The sequence below is a fragment of the Streptomyces sp. NPDC059850 genome, assembly GCF_042731515.1.
Taxonomy (GTDB): Bacteria; Actinomycetota; Actinomycetes; order Streptomycetales; family Streptomycetaceae; genus Streptomyces.
Window position 1 is genome coordinate 1 of the sequence record NZ_JBHWJI010000071.1, and the last position, 20,680, is coordinate 20,680.

Below are 20,680 nucleotides of genomic sequence, written 5' to 3' on the forward strand. Positions count from 1 at the left end.
GGGTATCAACATATCTGGCGTTGACTTTTAGCACGCTGTTGAGTTCTCAAGGAACGATCGCTTCCTTTGAAACCGTATCACCGGTTTCTCCGGGCGCTTCCGTTCGGTGTTCCACCACGCTATCAGACCTTTTTCCGCTTTCCGAATCGCTGTTTTCCGCATGGCATGCGAAAGCGGATCCGGGATTTGGATCAAGTGACTGAAGGTGCCGCCCTCACCTGGACGGGCCCGCAGCTGACTGCGATGCTTCATCCGGATGGGCAGGAGTAAGACAGTACAGCGCCTCACGCGGCGGTGGCAAATCGATTCGGGGGCCCCGGGGGTCTCCGGCCTGCGCCGCTTGTGCGGAATCCCAAGTTCCTATGACTTACGCTTCTGGGCAGTGCGCTGTCCGGGACAGGCGGTGACGGCGCGAGATGGATCTTCACCCTGGGAGGCTTCCCAATGACCACCGTGACGTCTCCGCTCGCCGGGCGCGCGATCGGACTGACTGCGGTTCCCGATCCGGTGTTCTCGGGCGCGATGGTCGGTCCGGGTACGGCGATCGACCCGGTGCTCGAACCCTGTGTGGCAGTGGCTCCGGTCGACGGCATCGTCGTCTCCCTGCACCCGCACGCTTTCGTGGTCGTGGACGAGGAAGGGCACGGGGTGCTCACCCACCTCGGCATCGACACCGTGCAGCTGAACGGCGACGGGTTCGAGGTGCTCATCAACAAGGGAGACACCGTCAAGCGCGGTGACGCGATCGTGCGCTGGGACCCCGCGACGGCCGTGGCCGCCGGTAAGTCGGCGATCTGCCCGGTCGTGGCCCTGGAGGCCACGGCCGACTCCCTCTCCGCGGTCCGCGAGGACGGCGATGTGAAGCCGGGCGACGCGCTCTTCGGCTGGACGTGACCCCGACGCCGTCCGGAACCGGTCCGGGCGGCGTCGACGGCGAGTACGACATCCACCACGGCGGAGTTCCGCCGTATCAACCGGGATAGGTGACATGGAGACAACGCTGCGAGGCGTCGGCGTGAGCCACGGTGTGGCCATCGGCGAGGTGCGCCACATGGGCACGGCGGTGCTGGAGCCGCCCGCGAAGCAGATTCCGGCCGACGAGGCGCCGCGCGAGCAGCAGCGGGCGCGCCAGGCGGTGGAGGCCGTGTCGGCGGATCTGATCGCGCGCGGCAATCTCGCGGGCGGCGAGGCCCAGGCCGTGCTCGAGGCACAGGCCATGATGGCGCAGGACCCGGAGCTGATCGCCGACGTCGAACGGCGGATCGCGGTGGGCAGCACCGCCGAGCGGGCGGTGTACGACGCGTTCGCCGCGTACCGGGCGCTGCTGGCCGGGGCCGGGGAGTACCTGGCGGGCCGGGTGGCCGACCTCGACGACGTACGGAACCGGATCGTGGCGCGGCTGCTGGGTGTGCCGATGCCGGGCGTGCCCGACAGCGACGAGCCGTATGTGCTGATCGCCCGCGATCTCGCCCCGGCCGACACGGCGCTCCTCGACCCGACCCTGGTGCTCGGCTTCGTGACCGAGGAGGGCGGGCCGACGAGCCACAGCGCGATCCTGGCGCGCGCCCTCGGGGTGCCGGCCGTGGTGGCGCTGCCCGGTGCCGGGGAGCTGATCGAGGGCACCATGATCGCCGTCGACGGCAGCACGGGCGAGATCTTCGTGTCGCCGAACGAGGAGAAGCGGGCCGAGCTGACCCGGGCCGCCGAGGAGCGGCGGGCGGCGCTGGCCGCCTCGTCCGGGCCAGGCGCGACCTCCGACGGGCACAAGGTGCCGCTGCTGGCGAACGTCGGCGGTCCGGCGGACGTACCGGCTGCGGTCGAGGCGGGCGCCGAGGGCGTGGGGCTGTTCCGCACGGAGTTCCTCTTCCTCGACGACAGCACGAAGGCGCCGTCGGAGGAGAAGCAGGCCGAGGCGTACCGGCAGGTGCTGGAGGCGTTCCCCGAGGGCCGTGTGGTGGTCCGGGTCCTGGACGCGGGCGCGGACAAGCCGCTGGACTTCCTCACCCCGTCCGATGAGCCCAACCCGGCACTCGGCGTACGCGGGCTGCGCACGCTGCTCGACCACCCCGACGTCCTGCGGACGCAGCTGACGGCGCTGGCGAAGGCGGCCGAGGGGCTGCCCGTCTACCTCGAGGTCATGGCGCCGATGGTGGCCGACCGGCTGGACGCCAAGGCGTTCGCGGACGCCTGCCGGGAGGCCGGGCTGCAGGCCAAGTTCGGCGCGATGGTGGAGATCCCGTCGGCCGCGCTGCGGGCCCGCTCGATCCTCCAGGAGGTCGAGTTCCTGTCGCTGGGCACCAACGATCTGGCCCAGTACACCTTCGCGGCCGACCGGCAGGTGGGTGCGGTGTCGCGGCTGCAGGACCCGTGGCAGCCCGCGCTGCTCGACCTGGTCGCGGCGTCGGCGGAGGCCGCGCAGGCCGAGGGCAAGAGCTGCGGGGTGTGCGGTGAGGCCGCGTCCGACCCGCTGCTGGCGTGTGTGCTGACCGGTCTGGGCGTCACCAGCCTCTCCATGGGCGCCGCGTCGATTCCGTATGTCCGCGCCACGCTGGCCAAGCACACGCTCGCCCAGTGCGAGCGGGCCGCTTCGGCGGCGCGCGCGGCGGACACCGCCGAGGACGCGCGCCGCGCGGCGCAGGCGGTGCTGTCCGGCGAGTGAGCCGATGGCGATGCCGTTGAACGGCCGAAGGGCCCGTCCCACCACGGTGGGGCGGGCCCTTCGGCGTGTCACCCCTCCCCTTGCTCGGGCCGGGGCAGCGGGATGCCCGCCCGGTATTCGACGCGGTGCTCGGGCGGGATGGGCTCGCCGGTCCGCGCGTCGGTGCAGTACGCGGTGAAGACCTCGGCCTCGCTCAGCGGCTGCGGCCAGCCGTCGCGCAGCGCCCAGCCGCGCACCGTGTCCGGGGCTTTGGGCAGGCTGGTCCGCAGGACGACGCCGCCGGGGCTCGCCGTGGCGATGCCGCAGGCCAGCACGGTGCGGAAGACGACCGCGCCGGGCTCGGCGAACTTCGGCGGCCGACCTTCCCGCGCGGTGGCGTGGACTACAGCGGCCAGTGGGACGCCGTCCACCGGGACGCTGCACACCAGGTGGTGCAGGCCCGGCCCCGCCGCGTCGAGCAGTGCGGACAGCGCGGCGGCGGCGCGGTCGAACGCGGCACGTCCGGTGCCGCTCCCGCAGCCGCCGGGGCCGCCGCAGCCGCCCGCCCGGGCGAGCACCGCCGAGGCGTACTCCCAGGTGGCGTGCTCCTCGGCGGCGGTGATCAGGCCTGGCAGCAGCTGGTCGAGGGGCTGGCCCTCGTAGACGACGGTGGCGCCCGTGGACGCCACCTCCGCCGTGAAGCGGCTGCGACTGCGCGGGGTGTCCGGGTCGAGCCGGGCGTGGGCGCAGTACTCCTGGTAGGCGACCGGGTCGAAGAGGGCGACGGTGGTGTGCACTCCCTGTGACGAGAGCGCCCGCAGCAGCCCCTCCATCCGGCGCAGGTAGCGGGCGTGGTCGTCGAAGCCGAACGACGCGTACCCGCGCATGGCGGCGAAGTCCTCCTCGGCCGCCAACAGCGCTACGACGCTGGGCACTTCCCTGCGTAAGGCCCGGATCGCGGTGGGCTTTCCGAGGTGCGTGCCACCGGTGCCGGTGCCCGTGCCGTTGTCGGTGCCGTTGTCGGTGTGCGCCATGACTCCCCCTCAGCGCAGACGTTCAGTGCTCACTCACCGTAACCGGGGGCACTGACAACGCACCTCAGCCACGGAGCCGGTCGAGGCGGAACGGGGTGAGGGCGGCGGGGCGGCGGCCGGTGACGACGTAGGAGGCGAGTTCGCTGCCGGTGACCGGGCCGAGCGTCACGCCCAGCATGCCGTGGCCGGTGGCGGTGAAGGCGTTCCCGGGGCCGGGTACGCGGTCGATGACCGGCAGTCCGTCGGGCAGGAAGGGACGGCCGCCGACCCAGGGGTCGCGGATCAGCGCCACCAGGTCGTCCGGATCGTCGAACCACTGCCCGAGGTAGTGGCGGCTCGCCCGGGCGACGGCGACGATCCGGCGCCAGTCGAGCCGGTTGTTGTTGCCGCTCAGCTCCATCGTCCCGGCGATGCGGGTGGTGCCGCCGATCGGGGAGGCCACGGCCCGGTGTTCGCCGAAGTACAGGGTGTGCGTCGGCGCGGGGTCGAGGTCGGCAGAGAAGCTGTAGCCCTTGCCCGCCTGGAGCGGCAGGGGGTGTCCCAGCTCGCGCAGCAGGTCCGCGGAGCGCACTCCGGCCGCGATGACGACGGCCGAGCACGGGATCTCGCCGGTGTCGGTGACGACGGCGGTGACCCGGTCCCCGGCCGGGCCGCGCCGGAAGCCGGTCGCGGCCACGTTCTCGTGGACCTTCACCCCGCTTGCCGCGAGCCGTTCTTCGAGGGCCTGCGCGAAGGCCACCGGGTCCAGGACGCCTTCGCCGGGGACGAGGTAGGCGGCCTGGACCCCCGGCGCCAGCGAGGGGTCCAGGGCCATCGCCTCGGGGCCGGTGCTGACGTCGTCCGGGAGCGGGTAGCGGCCGTCCGCCATCTGCCGCTGGAGCTGGAGGTGGTGCCGTGCCTCGCCGGGCGACAGGAACGCGTGCACCATGCCCGGGCGGGTGAGGGTGGTCTCGACCCCGGCCTCGCGCAACCCGTCGAAGAGCGCGAACGTGGTGCGGTTCAGCTCGGCGATCGCCGCGTAGCCGCGCCGGAACGCCGCGGGGGTGCTGCTGCGCCAGAAGCGCCACAGCCACCGTACGAACGCGGGGTCCGGCAGCGGGCGCAGATACAGCGGGGAGTCGGGCCTGCCGAGGGAGCGCGCCGCGTAGCGCAGGACGCCCGGGGCGGGGACGGGGGTGGAGTGGCTGAGGCAGACCCAGCCCGCGTTGCCGCGCGAGACGCCGGAGCCGACGCCGCGCCGTTCCACGATCTCGACCGGCAGCCCGTGCTCGGCCAGGTAGTACGCCGTGCACAGGCCGACCACCCCGCCACCGACGACCACCACGGGTCCGCTGCCTTGCAGTGTGTCCATGGCGTGTCCCCTACGCGCCGACGGCGGTGGAGTCGTACGTGGTCAGGAACGCCCGGGTGCGCGCCTGCTGGGGCCGCCCCAGCACCTCGGCGGGCGGGCCCGCCTCGATGATCCGGCCGCCGTCGACGAAAGCGACCCAGTCGGACACCTCGCGGGCGAAGGGCAGTTCGTGGGTGACCAGCATCATCGTCATCCCCTCCTCGGCCAGCTCGCGCATGACCCGCAGGACTTCCCGGGTCGCCTCCGGGTCGAGCGACGAGGTGGGCTCGTCGAAGAGCAGCACCTCGGGCTTGAGCGCGAGGGCCCGTGCGATGGCGACCCGCTGCTGCTCGCCGCCGGACATCTGGTCGGGGTGGGCGAGGCCTCGGTGGGCGAGCCCGACCCGGCGCAGCAGGACGACGGCGCGCTCCAGGGCGGCGCTTTCGGGGACGCCCGCCTTGACCTGCGCCAGCATGACGTTCTCGACGGCGGTCAGATGCGGGAAGAGGTGGAACCGCTGGAAGACCATGCCGACCGTGCGGCGCAGCCGGGCGAGGTCGCGGCAGACGGTCCGTCCGTCGCGGTGCACCGTCTCGCCCGCCACGTCGATGGTGCCGCTGTCCGGCCTCTCCAGCAGGTTGACGCAGCGCAGCAGGGTCGTCTTGCCGCCGCCGCTCTGCCCGATGACGCTGACGATCCGGCCGCGCGGTACGTCGAGTGAGACATCGTCGAGGACGCGGCGCCCGTCGAAGGACTTGCCGAGGTCTGTGATCCGTACGACGGCGTCGGTGGTCATGCCGTCGCCTCCTTCGGGGGCGGGGTGTCGGCCAGGGCGGGCGCCTCGGCGGAGTCGGGTGTTCCGGCGGGGCCGGGTGTCTCGGCGAGGAGGGCGCGGGCGGTGCGCAGCCGTCGCCGCCGCCTCGGTGTCAGCGGCTTTCCGGCCCGGATGGCGCGCTCCAGGGCGAGGAGCAGCTGGGACAGGGGGTAGCAGAGGGCGAAGTAGACGGCCGAGATGACGAGGTACACCTCCAGGGCCCGGAAGGTGGAGGAGGTGATGAGCCGTGCCTCGGACATCAGCTCGGCGGCGGAGATGGTGACCAGCAGGGAGGTGCCCTTGAGCAGGTCGACCAGCATGGTGTTGGTGCCGGGCAGCGCCAGGCGCAGCGCCTGGGGGAAGACCACGTGGCCGAAGACGCTCAGGCGGCCCAGCCCGAGGGCTTCTCCGGCTTCCGTCTGGCCGTCGTGGATTCCGCTGATGGCGGCGCGGAAGATCTCGGACAGGTAGGCGGAGTAGAAGACGATGAGGCTCAGGCATCCGGCTGTGAAGACGTCGAGCCGGATGTCGACGGATCCCAGGCCGAAGTAGGTCAGGAAGATGATGGCGAGCAGCGGGATGTTCTTGAACAGCTCGGTGTAGACGGCGGCCAGGGCGCGCAGCGGCCATACGCGGCTCAGCCGCAGCAGGGCCACCACCAGGCCGAGGAGGGCCGCGCCCGCGAAGCTGACGGCGGTGTACGACACCGTCTTGAGCAGGGCGTCGAACAGATCGGTGCGGTAGTCGGACCAGGGGACCTGGAACAGGCCTGCGGCGGTCGTCACGTCGGTGGCCTTCTCACTGTCCGGCGGAGGTGATGGAGGGGGCGTTCCAGTCGGCGGGCCGGTCGACTCCGCGGCGGGCGGGGGCGACGTCGGAGGCGGGCTTCAGGAACTGCGCCGGGTCGCCGCCCCACTTCTTGACCAGCTTCGACAGCTCGCCGTTCCGGTACATGGCGTCGATCTGGGCGGAGATGGCCTTCTCCAGCTTGGTGGCCTTCTTGGGGAGGTAGAAGCCGGTCTGGTACGGGCGGAAGTACTCGTAGGCGGGCTTGGCCTTGACCTGGGCGGCGGTGGGCGGCGTCAGGTATTCGGTCTTGATCTGCTCGGAGCGTTCCTTCTCGGCCGCGATGATGATGAGCGGGTCCAGGAAGCCGACGTCGATGCGGCCCGCGGCGAGGTCGTCGAAGACGCCGTTGGCGTCGGGGTAGGCGCGCAGCTTGGCGCCGGGGACGGCCTTGATGGACTTGACCCAGACGTAGCCTTCGACGGTGCCGAGGCGCAGGCCCTTCAGGTCGTCGATGGTCTTGTACGTCTTGCCCGAGCCGACCGCCATCGCCGGGGGCGAGTAGTAGGGCGGGTCGGTGAACAGTCCCTGCTTCTGGCGGTCCTTGGTCCAGGCGACGCCGCCGATGGTGATGTCCATCCGGCGGGACTGGACTCCGGCGAGCATGCCCGCGAAGTCCGTCGTCTCGGGCTGGACGGTGAGGCCGAGCTTCTTGGCGGCGTAACTGAGGATGTCGCCGTCGAGGCCGACGATCTTGCCGTCCTTGACGGTGGTGTAGGGCGCGTAGGGCTGGACGGCCACCTTCAGGACGCCGGGGTCGATCGTGCCGAGCGCGGCCGTCTTCGCGGAGACCTTCTTGGGGGCCGCGGCGTCGCTGTCCGATCCACAGGCAGTCAGGGCGAGGAGCGGCAGGACGGAGAGGGCTGTGAGGAGGATGCGTACACGGGCCATCGGATCGGCCTTCCGTGTCAGGGCTGGGCAGGGCCCGCCGTTCACCGCGTCTTCCGCCGCGGCGGCGGTGCGAATTGCCCCATACGCTACGAGTGCACCGAGCTTCGGTCACTGGCTATTTCGTACGAATATATGGCGGATAAGGTTTGCCGCCCTGTATGGTGCGTCCACTTCGCGCCGCCTCGCGCGCCCCTTCCCGCGCACCTCTCGACGGGGGTTCACGCATGCTCAGCCCGTCACTCGCCCAGGAGATCGCCGGGGACACCTCGGCGGTCATCGGATTCAACGTCCTCATCACCGACAGTGAGGGCACGGTCATCGGCAGCGGCGACCAGAGCCGTATCGGTACCTTCCACGAGGCGTCCGTCGAGGTGCTGCGCACCCAGGAGCCCGCCACCCACACCACCGCGCAGGCCCAGTCCCTGCGGGGCGTGCGCCCCGGCGTCACGCTCCCCCTGGTCCGGGACGGGCACGCGGTCGGCACGGTCGGGATCACCGGCACGCCCGCGCAGGTGGGCCGCTTCGGGCTGCTGGTGAAGCGGCAGACGGAGATCCTGATGCGGGAGTCCGTGCTGCTGCGCTCGCGGGTGCTGCGGGAGCGGGTGCTGGAGGATCTGATCGTCGACGTCGCCTCGTACGACGCCCAGGTGGTCGAGCCGGACTTCATCGTGTTCCGCGCGGCGGAGCTGGGCTTCGATCTGCGGCTCGCGCGGGTGGCGATCGCGATGGAGGTGACCGTGCCGGGCGGGGAGCGCCGGGGTGGCGGGCGCGGCCATGGCACCGGGTACGCCGGTGGGCGCCGGTCCCGGGACACCGCGCTGGTCCGCCCGGAGCTGCTGCGTACCGTCCGCGAGGCGTTCCCCGACGCGCAGGACATCGTCGCGAGCGCCGCGCCCGGGTGGATCGGGGTGCTGCACCGGCTGCCGGGCGTTGCCCTCGACCCCGGGGTGGCGGCCGTCTGCGCCCGGCTCACGGAGGCCGCCGACGCGCGGTACGGCCTGGTGCTGCGCGCCGGGATCGGCGAACCGGCGTCCACCGTCGGCGGGCTGCACGACTCGTACCAGGACGCGTGCGACGCGCTACGGCTCGGCGCCCGGGTCGCCGCCGGTGCCCCCGTCCACCTCATCGGCGATCTCCGGGGCCACCAGCTGCTGGCCGCCGTCGGGCAGCACGCCCGGGCCCGGCTCATCGCCCTGACCACCGTGGAGCTGCGCGCGCAGCCGGACTGGCCGGTGCTGCGGGAGACGGTGGTGGCGTGGTGCGAGAACGGCTTCAACCTGGTGCGGGCGTCGGCGGCGCTGCACATTCACCGCAACACCCTCGTCTACCGCATGAACAAGATCGAGCAGATCAGCGGCCGTTCCCTGCGCGACCGCGGCGCGCTCTCCCTCTATCTGGCCTGTCTGGCCGATCAGCTGGACACCACGCACGACGCCCCGTCCGCGCGCGTCTAGTCGGCGGGGGCGGCCTTGGCGCGGGCCAGGCGCTCGTAGTAGCGCAGCAGGTCCATGTCGTCCACCGACCCCGGGTTCACCGCCTTGTCCAGGGACGTGCCCTGGAGGAGGCGCTTGACCGGGACCTCGATGCGCTTGCCGGTGAGGGTGTGGGGGACGCCCGGGACCTCGATGACCTCGTCGGGGACGTGGCGCGGGGAGAGCTGGGTGCGGATGGTGCTCTTGATACGGGCCAGCAGCTCGTCGTCCAGGGTCGCGCCCGGGGCGAGGTGGACGAAGAGCGGCATCCAGTAGCCGCCGTCGGGCTGTTCGACGCCGATGACGAGGGATTCGCGGATCTCGGGGAGCCGTTCGACGGCCTCGTAGATGTCGGCGGAGCCCATCCGTACGCCCTGCCGGTTGAGCGTGGAGTCGGAGCGGCCGTGGATGACGACGGTGCCGCGCGAGGTGAGGGTGATCCAGTCGCCGTGGCGCCAGACGCCGGGGAACATCTCGAAGTAGCTGTCGCGGTAGCGGCTGCCGTCCGGGTCGTTCCAGAAGCGGACCGGCATGGACGGCATGGGGCGGGTGACGATCAGCTCGCCGACCTCGTCGACCACCGGCCTGCCCCGCGCGTCCCACGCCTGGAGGTCGGTGCCGAGGCCGGGGGCCTGCAGCTCGCCGATGTGGACGGGGAGGGTCGGCACGGCGCCCGCGAAGCAGCTGCACACATCGGTGCCGCCGCTGACGGAGGCGATCCACATGTCCTCGGCCACCTCGTCGTGGATCCAGCGGAAGCCGTCCGGCGGCAGCGGGGATCCGGTGGTGGCGACGCACTTCACCCGGGAGAGGTCGAAGTCGCGCCCCGGGTGGACACCGGCCTTGCGGCAGGCCATGACGTACGCGGCGGAGGTGCCGTACAGCGTGGTGCCGGTGCGCTCGGCGACGCGCCACTGGGCGGCGGTGTCCGGGTAGCCGGGGCTGCCGTCGTACAGCACCACGGTGGCGCCGGACAGCAGCCCGGACACCAGGAAGTTCCACATCATCCAGCCGGTGGAGGTGTACCAGAAGAAGCGGTCCCCGGGGCCGAGGTCGCAGTGCAGGCCCAGCTGCTTGAGGTGCTCCAGCAGGATGCCGCCCTGGGACTGCACGATCGCCTTGGGCAGCCCGGTGGTGCCGGAGGAGTACAGCACCCACAGCGGATGGTCGAAGGGCACCTGGTCGAAGACCGGCTCGGTCCCGTCGCGAACGATGTCGTCCCAGGTCAGCGCTCCCTCGGGGGCGGGCGTGCCCAGCAGCGGGATGTGGACGGTGGCGCGCACGGTCGGCAGTTCGCGGCGCAGCTCGGCGACGGTCTCGGTGCGGTCGTGGGTCTTGCCGCCGTAGACGTAGCCGTCGACGGTGAACAGGACGACCGGCTCGACCTGCTGGAAGCGGTCCAGGACGCTGCGGGCGCCGAAGTCGGGGGCGCAGGAGGTCCACACCCCGCCGACGGCGGCGGTGGCGAGGAAGGCGATGGCGGCCTGCGGGATGTTGGGGAGGTAGCCGCTGACCCGGTCGCCGGGGCGGACCCCGAGGCGGCGCAGCGCCGCGGCGGCCGCGCCGACCTGGGCCCGCAGCTCGGCCCAGGTGACGGGGCGCGGCTCCTGGCCCTCGTCGACGTGCAGCAGCGCGGGCTCGTCGGCGCGGGCGGGGTCCTCACCGGCGCGCAGGGCGTGCTCGGCGTAGTTGACGGTGGCGCCGGGGAACCAGCGGGCGCCCGGCATGGCGTCGTCGGCGAGGACGGTCTCGTACGGGGTGCCGAAGCGCACCTCGAACCACTCGGCGACCGCGCGCCAGAAGCTCTCCAGCTCCTCGACCGACCAGCGGTGCAGCGCGGCGTAGCTCGCGGCCGGGTCACCGGGGAGCGGCGCGGGCGCGCCGTGCCGCTCGGCCGCCCAGGCGTGGAAGCGGGTCAGCTGGGCGCGGGCGATCCGGTCCGCGCCGGGCTGCCACAGGGGGCCGGGCAGGTGGTCGGCGTGGGCTGCGGTGTTCATCTGTGTCGGCTCCCGGGAGGTCCGCGTCCGCTGCTTCAGGGTCCGTGCAGGACGATGCCATGTGATCGACTTCGGCACCAGAGGCGCTGCTCCACATCCGTGGGAGGTTGCATGTGGGACGACCACGGGTGAACGGCAGTTGAACCATGGCCGCGTTCTCCCTCGTCAATGGCACAGTGATCAGTATGAATGCGCGTGACCTGGTGCGGTCGGTGAAGGTGGTCGGTACGGCGCAGGGGCTGCGCTCCCTGCGGTCGGCGTGGCGGCGCCGCCGTTCGGACGCCACCGGGCTGCCGCGGCGGGGTGCCGAGCTGGCGCGGGTGCCGGGTGTGGTGGAGGGCGCGGATCCGCAGCCGGGCGGTGGGGTGGTGCGGTTCGCGCGGTCCTCGCTGCGGGTGCGGGTGGCGGCGGGCGGCGCGGTGTTCTGCGGCTGGGACGGGGCGGAGCCGGAGCCGTCGTACGCGCTGGACGGCGCCTGTCCGGAGGCGGACGAGCGGGCGCAGCTGGAGCCGGACACGGACGGCGGCTGGCGGGTGGTGTCGGAGCGGGTGACGGTCGCGGTGTCGCGGATGGGCACGGTGGAGGTGCGCACCCCGGGCGGGGTGGTGCTGCGGCGGGATCTGCCGCCGCGCTGGTGGGAACCGGCCGAGGCGGTGATCGAGCGCGTCGGGAGCGAGGGCCGGACCACGGGGGTGCCGGGCGCGCGCTGGCATCAGCGGTCGGAGGTGGCGGCGGACGCGCGGTTCTTCGGGCTCGGCGGGCGGGCGGACGGGCCGCGTCTGCGGAACGGCTCGTACCGGCTGTGGAACACCGACCCCGGCGGCGGTTTCGGGCCGGGCGACGATCCGCTGTACCTGACCATGCCGGTGCAGCTGGTGGTGGCGGACGCGGGCACCCATCTGGTGTTCCACGACAACTCGTGGGACGGCACGGTCACGCTGCGGGAGGGCGAGGAGGGCGCGGGCTCGGGGCACGACCGGCCCGGTGGCGTCCGGATGCGCATGGAGGGCGGGCCGCTGCGCTACTGGGTGTTCGCGGGCACCCCGGCCCGGGTGCTGCACGGCTGGGCGGCGCTGACCGGCTCCCCCACCGTGCCGCCGGGCTGGGCGCTCGGCCACCACCACGCGCGCTGGGGGTTCGGCGACGCGACGGAGGTACGGCGGGTGGTGGCGGGCTACCGGGAGCGGAACCTGCCGCTGTCGGCGCTGCACCTGGACATCGACCATCTGGCCGGGAACCGGGTCTTCACGGTGGACCCGGCGCGCTTCCCCGATCTGCCCGGGCTCGCCGCCGAGCTGCGCGAGGACGGGGTGCGGCTGGTGTCGATCGTGGACCCCGCGGTGAAGGCGGAGCCGGGCAACCCGGTGTACGACGGCGGGGTGGCGGCGGAGGGGTTCGTGACCGACGCCCGCGGCCGGGAGGTGCGCGGGGTGGTGTGGGCGGGCGAGTCGGTGTTCCCGGACTTCACCGATCCACGGGTGCGCAAGTGGTGGGGCGGGCTGTACGCGGAGCGGCTGGAGCAGGGCTTCTCCGGGGTGTGGCACGACATGAACGAGCCGGTGTCGTTCGCGGCGTTCGGCGAGACCACGCTGCCGCGCTCGGCCCGGCACGCCCTGGAGGGCCGGGGCGGCGACCACCGGGAGGCGCACAACGTGTACGGGCTGGCGATGGCCCGGGCCGGGTACGAGGGGCTGGGCGAGCTGCGCCCCGACGAGCGGCCGTTCCTGTTCTCCCGCTCCGGCTGGGCGGGGCTCCAGCGGTACGGGGGCAGCTGGTCCGGCGATGTGACGACCGGCTGGCCGGGGCTGCGCGCCTCGCTGGCGCTGGTGGTCGGGCTGGGTCTTTCGGGAGTGCCGTACTCCGGCCCGGACATCGGCGGCTTCACCGGCTCCCCGTCGCCTGAGCTGTATCTGCGCTGGTTCCAGCTGGGCGCGTATCTGCCGCTGTTCCGTACCCATTCGGCGATCACGGCCGGGCGGCGCGAGCCGTGGGAGTTCGGGGCCCCGGTGCTGGAGCACGCGGCGGCGGCGCTGCGCGAGCGGCAGCGGCTGCTGCCGTACTTCATGACGCTCGCCCGGCTGGCGGAACGTACCGGCGCGCCCTATGTGCGGCCCGTGTGGTGGCGGCAGCCCAAGGACCGGGCGCTGCGCGACTGCGACGACGCGTTCCTGCTGGGCGACGCGCTGCTGGTGGCGCCGGTGATGGAGGAGGGCGCGGTGCGGCGGGCGGTGCGGCTGCCGCGCGGCCGCTGGTACGACACGGCGACAGGCCGCGCGTACGAGGGCCCCGGGCAGGTGGTGGTCGACGCCCCGCTGTCCCGGATCCCGGTGCTGGCCCGGGCGGGCGCGGTGATACCCGTCGCGTCGCCGGACGGCGGCGTGGAGCTGGAGGTGTGGATGCCGCACCAGGGGCGCAAGGGCGGCGGGTCGATGGTGGTGGACGCGGGCGACGGGTGGGACAAGGCGGAGCTGCTGCGGTTCGTCTCCCGGCTGCGCGGGGATGAGGTGCGGGTCGAGCGGGAGGGCGGCGTCGAGGCGGGGTATCCGGTGCGGGTCCGGGGCACGGCTCCGGAGGTCCCGTCACCGCGCAAACCGTGACGATCACCCCGGGTCGGCGGGCGGCGCCTCCCAGCGGTAGCCGGGGCGCATCGCAACCCGCGCGAGGAGAGCGCGGGGGCACCGCCCGGACGGAGTCCGGGGGCGGGCCTCCTCGGACGCGCCCGACAACGCGGCGAGAGGGGGCACCGCCCGGCGGGGGCTGGGGGCGGGTGGCCGCCGCAGGGCTCACCAAGGCGCGGGGCAGGGGCACACCGCAGGTGCCCGGGGCCCGGGGCAGCGCCCCGGTTTCGGGAAGGGGCGGGACAGGGGACAAGCCACCCGCGCACCGCAACCGGGGGCGCTGCCCCGAGGCCCGGTTTCTCCTGGGGTTTCGCTGCTGAGTGCGGGCCGAGGGCGGGGCGTCCTCGCAGGGGCACCGCCTGGTGGCGGCCGGTGGGGTTCGGGGGCCGGGGGGACTGGGTAACTCGGTGTTCATGCCAAGAATCGTGCCGCGTGTGCTCGCCCTGCCCGTCGCCGCTCTGCTGGCCCTCGCCTCGCCCGCTCCGGCGCAGGCCGGGGACGAGCCCAAGGCGCCGAAGGAGTTCGTGGCGCTGAGCGATGTGGATCCGACGATCCGCCAGGAGATCCGGTACATCACCCCGCACAACTTCACCGGCCGCCCCGTCGACGGCTATCGCAGGCCGCTGTGTCTCCTGACCCGCCCGGCTGCCCTGGCCCTGCACCGGGCGCAGCGTCAACTGCTGCGCCGGGGCTACACCCTGAAGGTGTACGACTGCTACCGGCCGCAGCGCGCGGTGAATCAGTTCGTCGACTGGGCGAAGGACCTCGACGACCAGCGGATGAAGGGCGAGTTCTATCCGAAGGTCGACAAGACCCGGCTGTTCGAGGACGGCTACATCGCCGAGAAGTCGGGGCACAGCCGGGGCAGCACGCTGGACCTGACGATCGCGCGGCTGCCCGCGCTGCCGACCCGGCCGTACGTACCGGGCGAGAAGCTGGTGTCCTGCTACGCGCCCAAGAAGGAGCGCTTCCCCGACAACTCGGTGGACATGGGGACGGGTTACGACTGCTTCGACACCCTCTCGCACACCCTCGACCCGCGGATCAAGGGCCAGCAGCGGGCCAACCGGCTGCTGCTCAAGGGCGCGATGGAGGACCAGGGCTTCGTCAATCTGGCCGAGGAGTGGTGGCACTACACCTATCGGCCGGAGCTGTTCCCGGACACCTACTTCGACTTCCCGGTCTCGCGGCGTTCACTGCACCGGGAGGGTGTGCCACACTTCTGACGTTCCGTCAGATATTCACCATCACCGCCGGGAGAAGCCGTGGCATCTGCGCGTACGCCCGTGGTCGCCGGATGGTTCGCCTCGCATGACGGGGAGTTCCGGCTGCTGGGCACCCGTTGCCGGGGGTGTGGCGCGGTGTACTTCCCGCGCGAGGACACGTTCTGCCGGGTGCCCCGGTGCGGCGGCACGGAGCTGGACGAGGTGCCGCTGTCACGGCGGGGCAGGGTGTGGTCGTACACCGACGGCCGCTACCGCCCGCCCGCCCCGTACCCCTCCGATCCCGCGCGCGAGTGGGAGCCGTACACGCTGATCGCCGTGGAGCTGGCCGCCGAGCGGATGGTGGTGCTCGGGCAGGGCGCGCCCGGAGTGACGGTGGCGGATCTGGCGGTCGGCATGGAGGTCGAGGTGGTGCCGGGGGTGCTGGCCGGGAAGGGCGGGGAGAGCTGGGCGACCTGGCACTGGCGGCCCGTTCTCTCTCAGGACCCGTCATGACAGGCGAGGTGGCGGTGCTCGGCGCCGGGATGCACCCGTGGGGCAAATGGGGCCGGAGCTTCGTGGAGTACGGGACGAAGGCGGCTCGGGCGGCGCTCGCGGACGCCGGGCTCGACTGGACCGCGATCCAGTCCGTGGTCGGCGCGAACACCGTGCGCTGCGGCTATCCCGGCCAGGTCGCGGGGGCGACCTTCGCCCGCGCGCTGGGCTGGCAGGGGGCGCGCGTCACCAGCGTGTACGCCGCCTGTGCGTCCGGGGCGCGGGCCATCGACACCGCCCGCGCCCAGATCCTGTCCGGCATGGCGGACACCGTGCTGGTGGTGGGCGCGGACGCGGCGCCCAAGGGATTCTTCGCGCCGTCCGGCGGCGACCGGCCCGATGACCCGGACTGGCTGCGCTTCCGGGTGCTGGGCGCGACCAACCCGGCGTACTTCGCGCTGTGGGCGCGCCGCCGGATGGCGGTGTACGGGGACACGGTCGAGGACTTCGCGGCGGTCAAGGTGAAGAACGCGGCCGCGGGCGCCGCCAACCCTCATGCCCGCTACCGCTCCCCCGTGTCCGCCGAGGAGGTGGCCGCGTCGCCGGTGGTGGCCGATCCGCTGCGGCTGCTGGACATCTGCGCGACCTCGGACGGGGCCGCGGCGCTCGTGCTGAGCGGCGTGGACTTCGCGCGGCGGCACGGGGTGACGGATCCGGTGCGGATCCGCGCCGTCTCGTCCGTCTCGCCGGTGTATCCACGGACCGCGCTCGACCTGCCGGACCTCGCCACCGACTCCGCCACCGGGGCCACTTCGGTACCGGACGCGTTCCGGCCGTCGATCGCGCGGGCCGCGTACGAGGAGGCGGGCATCGGGCCGGAGGATCTGTCGCTCGCCGAGGTGTACGACCTGTCCACCGCGCTGGAGCTGGAGTGGTACGAGGACTTGGGGCTGTGCGCCGCCGGGGAGGGCGCGAAGCTGCTCCGGGAGGGCGCGACGGCGCTCGGCGGCCGGATCCCGGTCAATCCGAGCGGTGGTCTCGCCTCCTTCGGGGAGGCGGTTCCGGCTCAGGCCATCGCCCAGGTGTGTGAGCTGGCCCGGCAGTTGCGGGGCCGGGCGGGCGACCGGCAGGTGGCGGGGGCGCGGGTGGGGATCACCGCGAACCAGGGCCTGTTCGGCCATGGTTCGTCGGTGATCGCCGTGCGGTGAGGCGGGTGCGCCGTGCGGTGAGCCGGGTGCGCCGCGCGGTCAGCGGGTGGAGGCGGTGGCGAGCATCGCGTGTTCCACCACCGATATCAGCACCCGCTTGACGGACTCCCGCTCGCGCGCGTCGCACATCACCACGGGGGTGCCGGGGTCGAGGTCCAGCGCCTCGCGCACCGACTCCTCCGGGTAGTTGTCGGCGCCCTCGAAGCAGTTGACGGCCACCGTGAAGGCGATGCCACGCCGCTCGAAGTAGTCGACGGCCGCGAAGCAGTCCTCCAGCCGACGGGTGTCGGCCAGCACCACCGCTCCCAGCGCACCGGTCGCCAGCTCGTCCCAGAGGAACCAGAAACGGTCCTGACCCGGGGTACCGAAGAGGTACAGCACCAGGTCCTCGCGGAGCGTGATGCGCCCGAAGTCCATCGCGACGGTGGTGGTCTTCTTGCCCTCCACCCCCGCGATGTTGTCGACCGGCCGGCCCGCCTCGGTGAGCAGCTCCTCCGTGCGCAGCGGCTTGATCTCGCTGACCGCCCCCACCAGCGTCGTCTTGCCCGCACCGAACCCGCCCGCCACCAGAATCTTGAGCGTCACGGGTTCGATGATGTGGGCGCGGCCCGGGTCAGAGTGCCCGTAGACCATTGATCACCTCGCGCAGAATCCTCTCGTCCGGCAGTTCCGCCGGAGGTACGGGCCGGGACACTCGGACGAGTGCCGCGTGAAGCAGGTCACCGATCAGTACGCGGACCACGCCGACCGGGAGGTCGAGCTCGGCCGCCAGCTCGGCGACGGACTGTGGGGTGTCGCGGCTGAGTTCGACGATGTCGATGTGCTCCGGTGACAACGTCTGGTCGGCGGCGGTCCCGGGGCTCACCCTGTCGGCGACGACGACGGCGATCAGGTCGAGCTTGTCCTCGGCGGCGCTGCGGGTGCGGCCCCGCGTCATCGCATAGGGCCGGACCACCGGTCCGGCCGCGTCGTCGAACCAGCGGTCGTCGGTCGCACCCTCTCCGGTCATCTCCCCCCGCCTCCGTCACCCGCCGGAGCGCGGAGCGGAGCCCAGATGCACTCCCACCCGCTTGACCAGCAGCGTCATCTCATAGGCTACCTGGCCGACGTCCGAGTCGGCATCGGCGAGCACGGCGAGGCAGCTGCCGTCACCGGCAGAGGTGACGAACAGGAAGGCGTCGTCGAGTTCGACGACGGTCTGCCGGACCCGGCCGACGTCGAAGTGGCGGCCGACCCCCTTGGCGAGGCTGTGGAATCCCGAGGCCACGGCGGCCAGGTGTTCGCCGTCCTCCCGGGACAGATCGCGCGAACCGCCGGTGGGCAGTCCGTCGCCGGAGAGCACCAGCGCCTTGCGGATGCTGCCGACCCGGCCGACGAGTTCGTCGAGCAGCCAGTTCAACTCGCCCGACGGTGCCGATCCGTTGCGTGCTGCGGCGTTCGATGCGGTCATCGCCCGTCCCCCTCATCTCTCGTTCCTGGTGCGGTGTCCGACCCGCCGGAACCGGTGGCCGTCTGCCGCCGACCGCGCTGCCATCCCCGTTGCAGCGAGGCCATGGTGGCCCTCGCCTGTTCGGCGTCGCGTTCGGGATCGGTGTCGGCAGCGTAGTGGTCGCTCTCCGCCGGTGGTTCGGGGTCGTTCTTCAACTGCGGGGCGAGGCTCGCCTGCCGTATCCGCTTGGGGAGCCCGGAGGCCGCCGGGCTGGTCGGTGCCTGGCTCTCCGGGGCCGGTGCCTGGTCCTGGCGCCGGTCCTCGCCGTCGTTCCGGACCTGTTCCCGGTCCTGTTCCCGGACCTTTGACCGGGTCTGGTTCCGGGGCTGGTTCACGTCTTCGTCCGGGTCCTGCTCGCGCTGTTCGGCCCAGGACGGCCGGGTGTGCCGTCCGCCCGACGCGCCGTCGACCGGGTGGCCGTGGTCGGAGACCAGCACCGGTGGCACGCGGCGGGGCAGCGGCGCGGGGCCGCCGTCGCGGGCGCCGGAGCGGCTGTCGGAGGCCTGCTGGTGCTGTTCGGCGGGCGGCGCGCTCACCACGGACGGGGACGGGCCGCCGGAGCGCCGCTGCCCCGGCACCGTGGCGCCGCGCTGCCGCTTCCGCTGCCGACCGGTGTCGTCGTCCCCGCCCCCCTCCTGGCCGTCCGGGCCGGATTCGGTGAGCAGGGCGGACGGGATGAGCACGATGGCGGTGGTGCCGCCGTACGCGGAGGGCTGGAGCGAGACCCGTACGCCCTGCCGCTGGGCGAGCCGGCTGACCACGAACAGACCGAGCCGGTCGGTGTCGGACAGCTCGAACTCGGGCGTCTCGGCGAGCCGGAGGTTGGCCTCCGTCAGGGCGTCGGGCGTCATGCCGAGGCCCCGGTCGTGGATCTCCAGCGTGAAGCCCTTGGCGACCCGCTCCCCGTGCACCTGGACGGCGGTGTGCGGCGGGGAGAAGACGGTGGCGTTCTCCAGGAGTTCGGCGATGAGGTGGGTGAGGTCGCCGACGGCGGGGCCGTTCACCGCGACCCGGGGCAGTCTGCGGATCTCGATCCGCTCGTAGTCCTCGACCTCGGCGACGGCGGCGCGCACGACGTCCATCAGCTGGATGGGTTTGCGCCACTGCCGGGAGGGGGCCGCGCCGGAGAGGATGACCAGGCCCTCGGCGTGCCGCCGCATACGGGTGGTCATGTGGTCCAGCCGGAACAGGTCGGCGAGTTCGTCGGTGTCCTCGGTACGCCGCTCCATCGTGTCCAGCAGGGTCAGCTGCCGGTGCAGCAGCACCTGGCTGCGGCGGGCGAGGTTGACGAAGACGTCGGAGACGCCCTGGCGCAGTTCGGCCTGTTTGACGGCGGCCTCGACGGCGGCCCGCTGGAGGGTGTTGAGGGCCTGGCCCACCTGGCCCATCTCGTCGGGGCCGTGCCGCAGCCGGGGCACTTCCCGCTCGACGTCGACCTGTTCGCCCGCGCCGAGGCGGCGCATCACGCTCGGCAGCCGGACGCTGGACGCCTCCTGGGCGTCGGTGCGCAGCCGGGACAGGTCGCGGACCAGGCCTCGGCCGATCCGGACGGAGACGAAGACCGAGAGGACGAAGGCGAGGAGACCGAGGACGGCGGCGGCGCCCGCCTTGATCAGGACGCTGTCGGCCACCGGTTCGATGCGCTTCTGGAGGCGGTCGGTGGCCTCGTCGCCCAGCTGGTCGTAGTCGTTGAGGACGGGCCCGGCCGCGTTCTCCCAGTGTTCCCGGTCCAGGGCGCCGATGGCGTCGCGCGGCTCCATCGTGGCCAGGGCCTTGCCCTCGGCGATGCGCAGCGCCGCGGGGGCGGCGTTGGTGCGCCGGTAGTCGGCGAAGACCTTCTGTTCCGAGGCGGGCAGGATCGGCAGGTTGGTGTTGTAGAGCAGGGTGCGCTCGGCGATGAGGTCGGACATCGACTTGAGGTCGGCCAGCGTCAGCTTCCGTGCCGTCAGCGCGGAGACGTACAGGGCGTCCTCGCGGGACAGCGCCTCCCGGGCGCGGATCATGGCGACCAGCGCGCGGCCCTGTTTGTCCAGGTCCGTGTCGGGTACGGCGTGCAGCGAACTGCGGAACGCGTAGCAGAGGTCGACGAGTTTGTTGTAATACTCAAAGGCAGCGGTCCGCGAGGTACCGTTGTCCTCGACCTTCCGGCGCAGACTGTCGAGGCCTTCGGATGCCTTCAGGACGTCGTCGAGCAGGTCCTCGGACTCGCTGTTCATCCGGTCGTGCACGGTGCTGTCCGCTTGGGCGTCGCGGAGCTGGCCGATGGCCTCGTCGGTTTTGCGCTGCTGGGTGTGGAGCAGGGGCAGCGCGTCGGCCTGGCGTGGGTCCGCGAGCAGGATCAGGGTCTGCCGCCGCTCCAGCTGGACGGCGTGCACCGCGTCCTCGGCGGGCTGGCCCGCCTTGTCGATGATGGCGGAGGCGTCGAGCAGTTGCAGTGCCTCCCGGCCGGTGATCACTAGCGCGAAGGCCCAGATCGCCGTCAGCGAGACAAGCGGCACCAGCAACAGCGCCACGATCTTCCTGCGGATGGACTTCCCGCGAAAGCGCATGGCCTCCCCAACGTCATCCCCGGGAACCGGGGCGGCGACTGATGTTCTCCGACAACGAGCGGCGTGAGCCTACTACTGAGGCTTGGTCATCCCGAAG

The 20,680-nt window shown here is 72.7% G+C and carries 18 protein-coding genes; 8 read left to right on the plus strand and 10 right to left on the minus strand.

Features of this window, described 5'->3' with window-relative positions:
• From ACFV9T_RS37400 to ptsP, 3 genes are all read left to right on the plus strand, one after another.
• The coding region (locus tag ACFV9T_RS37400) for a hypothetical protein (protein WP_385447005.1) at positions 1 to 203 on the plus strand (203 nt) is incomplete at its 5' end.
• A gap of 241 nt (positions 204 to 444) precedes the next feature.
• Positions 445 to 894: a PTS glucose transporter subunit IIA gene (locus ACFV9T_RS37405; RefSeq protein WP_385447007.1), complete on the plus strand. Its 450-nt coding sequence runs from the start codon at positions 445 to 447 to the stop codon at positions 892 to 894.
• Between the two features lie 94 nt (positions 895 to 988).
• A complete protein-coding gene (ptsP, locus tag ACFV9T_RS37410; protein WP_385447009.1) occupies positions 989 to 2,659 on the plus strand; it encodes a phosphoenolpyruvate--protein phosphotransferase in 1,671 nt (556 codons plus the stop codon).
• Between the two features lie 68 nt (positions 2,660 to 2,727).
• Here ptsP and ACFV9T_RS37415 read toward each other — a convergent pair whose 3' ends face one another.
• The 5 genes from ACFV9T_RS37415 to ACFV9T_RS37435 form a co-directional block, all read right to left on the minus strand.
• Positions 2,728 to 3,672, minus strand: coding sequence for a hypothetical protein (locus tag ACFV9T_RS37415; RefSeq protein ID WP_385447011.1), 945 nt, complete (start codon positions 3,670 to 3,672; stop codon positions 2,728 to 2,730).
• 64 nt (positions 3,673 to 3,736) lie between these two features.
• The gene (locus ACFV9T_RS37420; protein WP_385447012.1) at positions 3,737 to 5,023 is read right to left on the minus strand and encodes an NAD(P)/FAD-dependent oxidoreductase; all 1,287 of its coding nucleotides are present in this window, start codon (positions 5,021 to 5,023) and stop codon (positions 3,737 to 3,739) included.
• Positions 5,024 to 5,033: 10 nt separating this feature from the next.
• Complete coding sequence (locus tag ACFV9T_RS37425; RefSeq protein ID WP_385447014.1) at positions 5,034 to 5,798, minus strand: amino acid ABC transporter ATP-binding protein; 765 nt, start codon at positions 5,796 to 5,798, stop codon at positions 5,034 to 5,036.
• Positions 5,795 to 6,601, minus strand: coding sequence for an amino acid ABC transporter permease (locus ACFV9T_RS37430; RefSeq protein WP_385447016.1), 807 nt, complete (start codon positions 6,599 to 6,601; stop codon positions 5,795 to 5,797). Before ACFV9T_RS37430 ends, ACFV9T_RS37425 begins: the two co-directional genes overlap by 4 nt.
• Before the next feature lie 13 nt (positions 6,602 to 6,614).
• Positions 6,615 to 7,553: a substrate-binding periplasmic protein gene (locus ACFV9T_RS37435; protein ID WP_385447018.1), complete on the minus strand. Its 939-nt coding sequence runs from the start codon at positions 7,551 to 7,553 to the stop codon at positions 6,615 to 6,617.
• Positions 7,554 to 7,777: 224 nt separating this feature from the next.
• On the opposite strand from ACFV9T_RS37435, the gene ACFV9T_RS37440 reads away from it, so the two are divergent.
• The gene (locus tag ACFV9T_RS37440) at positions 7,778 to 9,007 is read left to right on the plus strand and encodes a CdaR family transcriptional regulator (protein ID WP_385447020.1); all 1,230 of its coding nucleotides are present in this window, start codon (positions 7,778 to 7,780) and stop codon (positions 9,005 to 9,007) included.
• On the opposite strand, the gene ACFV9T_RS37445 is transcribed toward ACFV9T_RS37440, so the two are convergent.
• The gene (locus tag ACFV9T_RS37445) at positions 9,004 to 11,022 is read right to left on the minus strand and encodes an acetoacetate--CoA ligase (protein WP_385447022.1); all 2,019 of its coding nucleotides are present in this window, start codon (positions 11,020 to 11,022) and stop codon (positions 9,004 to 9,006) included. The two genes, ACFV9T_RS37440 and ACFV9T_RS37445, sit on opposite strands and share 4 nt — an antisense overlap.
• Before the next feature lie 185 nt (positions 11,023 to 11,207).
• On the opposite strand from ACFV9T_RS37445, the gene ACFV9T_RS37450 reads away from it, so the two are divergent.
• From ACFV9T_RS37450 to ACFV9T_RS37465, 4 genes are all read left to right on the plus strand, one after another.
• Complete coding sequence (locus ACFV9T_RS37450; protein ID WP_385447024.1) at positions 11,208 to 13,619, plus strand: glycoside hydrolase family 31 protein; 2,412 nt, start codon at positions 11,208 to 11,210, stop codon at positions 13,617 to 13,619.
• 434 nt (positions 13,620 to 14,053) lie between these two features.
• Positions 14,054 to 14,866: a M15 family metallopeptidase gene (locus tag ACFV9T_RS37455; protein WP_385447026.1), complete on the plus strand. Its 813-nt coding sequence runs from the start codon at positions 14,054 to 14,056 to the stop codon at positions 14,864 to 14,866.
• A 39-nt stretch (positions 14,867 to 14,905) separates the two neighbouring features.
• On the plus strand, positions 14,906 to 15,358 hold the full coding sequence (locus ACFV9T_RS37460) for a Zn-ribbon domain-containing OB-fold protein (RefSeq protein ID WP_385447028.1): 453 nt from the start codon (positions 14,906 to 14,908) through the stop codon (positions 15,356 to 15,358).
• The gene (locus tag ACFV9T_RS37465; RefSeq protein ID WP_385447030.1) at positions 15,355 to 16,545 is read left to right on the plus strand and encodes a lipid-transfer protein; all 1,191 of its coding nucleotides are present in this window, start codon (positions 15,355 to 15,357) and stop codon (positions 16,543 to 16,545) included. The genes ACFV9T_RS37460 and ACFV9T_RS37465 overlap by 4 nt, the downstream gene beginning before the upstream one ends.
• 39 nt (positions 16,546 to 16,584) lie before the next feature.
• Here the strand turns inward: ACFV9T_RS37465 and ACFV9T_RS37470 are convergent, their stop codons facing one another.
• The 4 genes from ACFV9T_RS37470 to ACFV9T_RS37485 are packed head-to-tail and all read right to left on the minus strand — an operon-like array spanning position 16,585 to position 20,583.
• A complete protein-coding gene (locus ACFV9T_RS37470; protein WP_385447032.1) occupies positions 16,585 to 17,178 on the minus strand; it encodes an ATP/GTP-binding protein in 594 nt (197 codons plus the stop codon).
• Positions 17,159 to 17,554 (minus strand): DUF742 domain-containing protein, encoded by a 396-nt coding sequence (locus ACFV9T_RS37475; RefSeq protein ID WP_385447034.1) that lies wholly within the window; start codon positions 17,552 to 17,554, stop codon positions 17,159 to 17,161. The genes ACFV9T_RS37470 and ACFV9T_RS37475 overlap by 20 nt, the downstream gene beginning before the upstream one ends.
• 15 nt (positions 17,555 to 17,569) lie before the next feature.
• Positions 17,570 to 17,995: a roadblock/LC7 domain-containing protein gene (locus ACFV9T_RS37480; protein WP_123107646.1), complete on the minus strand. Its 426-nt coding sequence runs from the start codon at positions 17,993 to 17,995 to the stop codon at positions 17,570 to 17,572.
• Positions 17,992 to 20,583 (minus strand): nitrate- and nitrite sensing domain-containing protein, encoded by a 2,592-nt coding sequence (locus ACFV9T_RS37485; RefSeq protein ID WP_385447036.1) that lies wholly within the window; start codon positions 20,581 to 20,583, stop codon positions 17,992 to 17,994. Before ACFV9T_RS37485 ends, ACFV9T_RS37480 begins: the two co-directional genes overlap by 4 nt.
• Positions 20,584 to 20,680: the final 97 nt, after the last annotated feature.

Excerpts from the sequence above, each read along its gene's own strand:
- ACFV9T_RS37405 (WP_385447007.1), top strand. The coding sequence starts at position 445 with ATGACCACCGTGACGTCTCCGCTCGCCGGGCGCGCGATCGGACTGACT.
- ptsP (WP_385447009.1), top strand. The coding sequence starts at position 989 with ATGGAGACAACGCTGCGAGGCGTCGGCGTGAGCCACGGTGTGGCCATC.
- ACFV9T_RS37415 (WP_385447011.1), bottom strand. The coding sequence starts at position 3,672 with ATGGCGCACACCGACAACGGCACCGACAACGGCACGGGCACCGGCACC.
- ACFV9T_RS37420 (WP_385447012.1), bottom strand. The coding sequence starts at position 5,023 with ATGGACACACTGCAAGGCAGCGGACCCGTGGTGGTCGTCGGTGGCGGG.
- ACFV9T_RS37425 (WP_385447014.1), bottom strand. The coding sequence starts at position 5,798 with ATGACCACCGACGCCGTCGTACGGATCACAGACCTCGGCAAGTCCTTC.
- ACFV9T_RS37435 (WP_385447018.1), bottom strand. The coding sequence starts at position 7,553 with ATGGCCCGTGTACGCATCCTCCTCACAGCCCTCTCCGTCCTGCCGCTC.
- ACFV9T_RS37440 (WP_385447020.1), top strand. The coding sequence starts at position 7,778 with ATGCTCAGCCCGTCACTCGCCCAGGAGATCGCCGGGGACACCTCGGCG.
- ACFV9T_RS37445 (WP_385447022.1), bottom strand. The coding sequence starts at position 11,022 with ATGAACACCGCAGCCCACGCCGACCACCTGCCCGGCCCCCTGTGGCAG.
- ACFV9T_RS37450 (WP_385447024.1), top strand. The coding sequence starts at position 11,208 with ATGAATGCGCGTGACCTGGTGCGGTCGGTGAAGGTGGTCGGTACGGCG.
- ACFV9T_RS37455 (WP_385447026.1), top strand. The coding sequence starts at position 14,054 with ATGCCAAGAATCGTGCCGCGTGTGCTCGCCCTGCCCGTCGCCGCTCTG.
- ACFV9T_RS37465 (WP_385447030.1), top strand. The coding sequence starts at position 15,355 with ATGACAGGCGAGGTGGCGGTGCTCGGCGCCGGGATGCACCCGTGGGGC.
- ACFV9T_RS37470 (WP_385447032.1), bottom strand. The coding sequence starts at position 17,178 with ATGGTCTACGGGCACTCTGACCCGGGCCGCGCCCACATCATCGAACCC.
- ACFV9T_RS37475 (WP_385447034.1), bottom strand. The coding sequence starts at position 17,554 with ATGACCGGAGAGGGTGCGACCGACGACCGCTGGTTCGACGACGCGGCC.
- ACFV9T_RS37480 (WP_123107646.1), bottom strand. The coding sequence starts at position 17,995 with ATGACCGCATCGAACGCCGCAGCACGCAACGGATCGGCACCGTCGGGC.
- ACFV9T_RS37485 (WP_385447036.1), bottom strand. The coding sequence starts at position 20,583 with ATGCGCTTTCGCGGGAAGTCCATCCGCAGGAAGATCGTGGCGCTGTTG.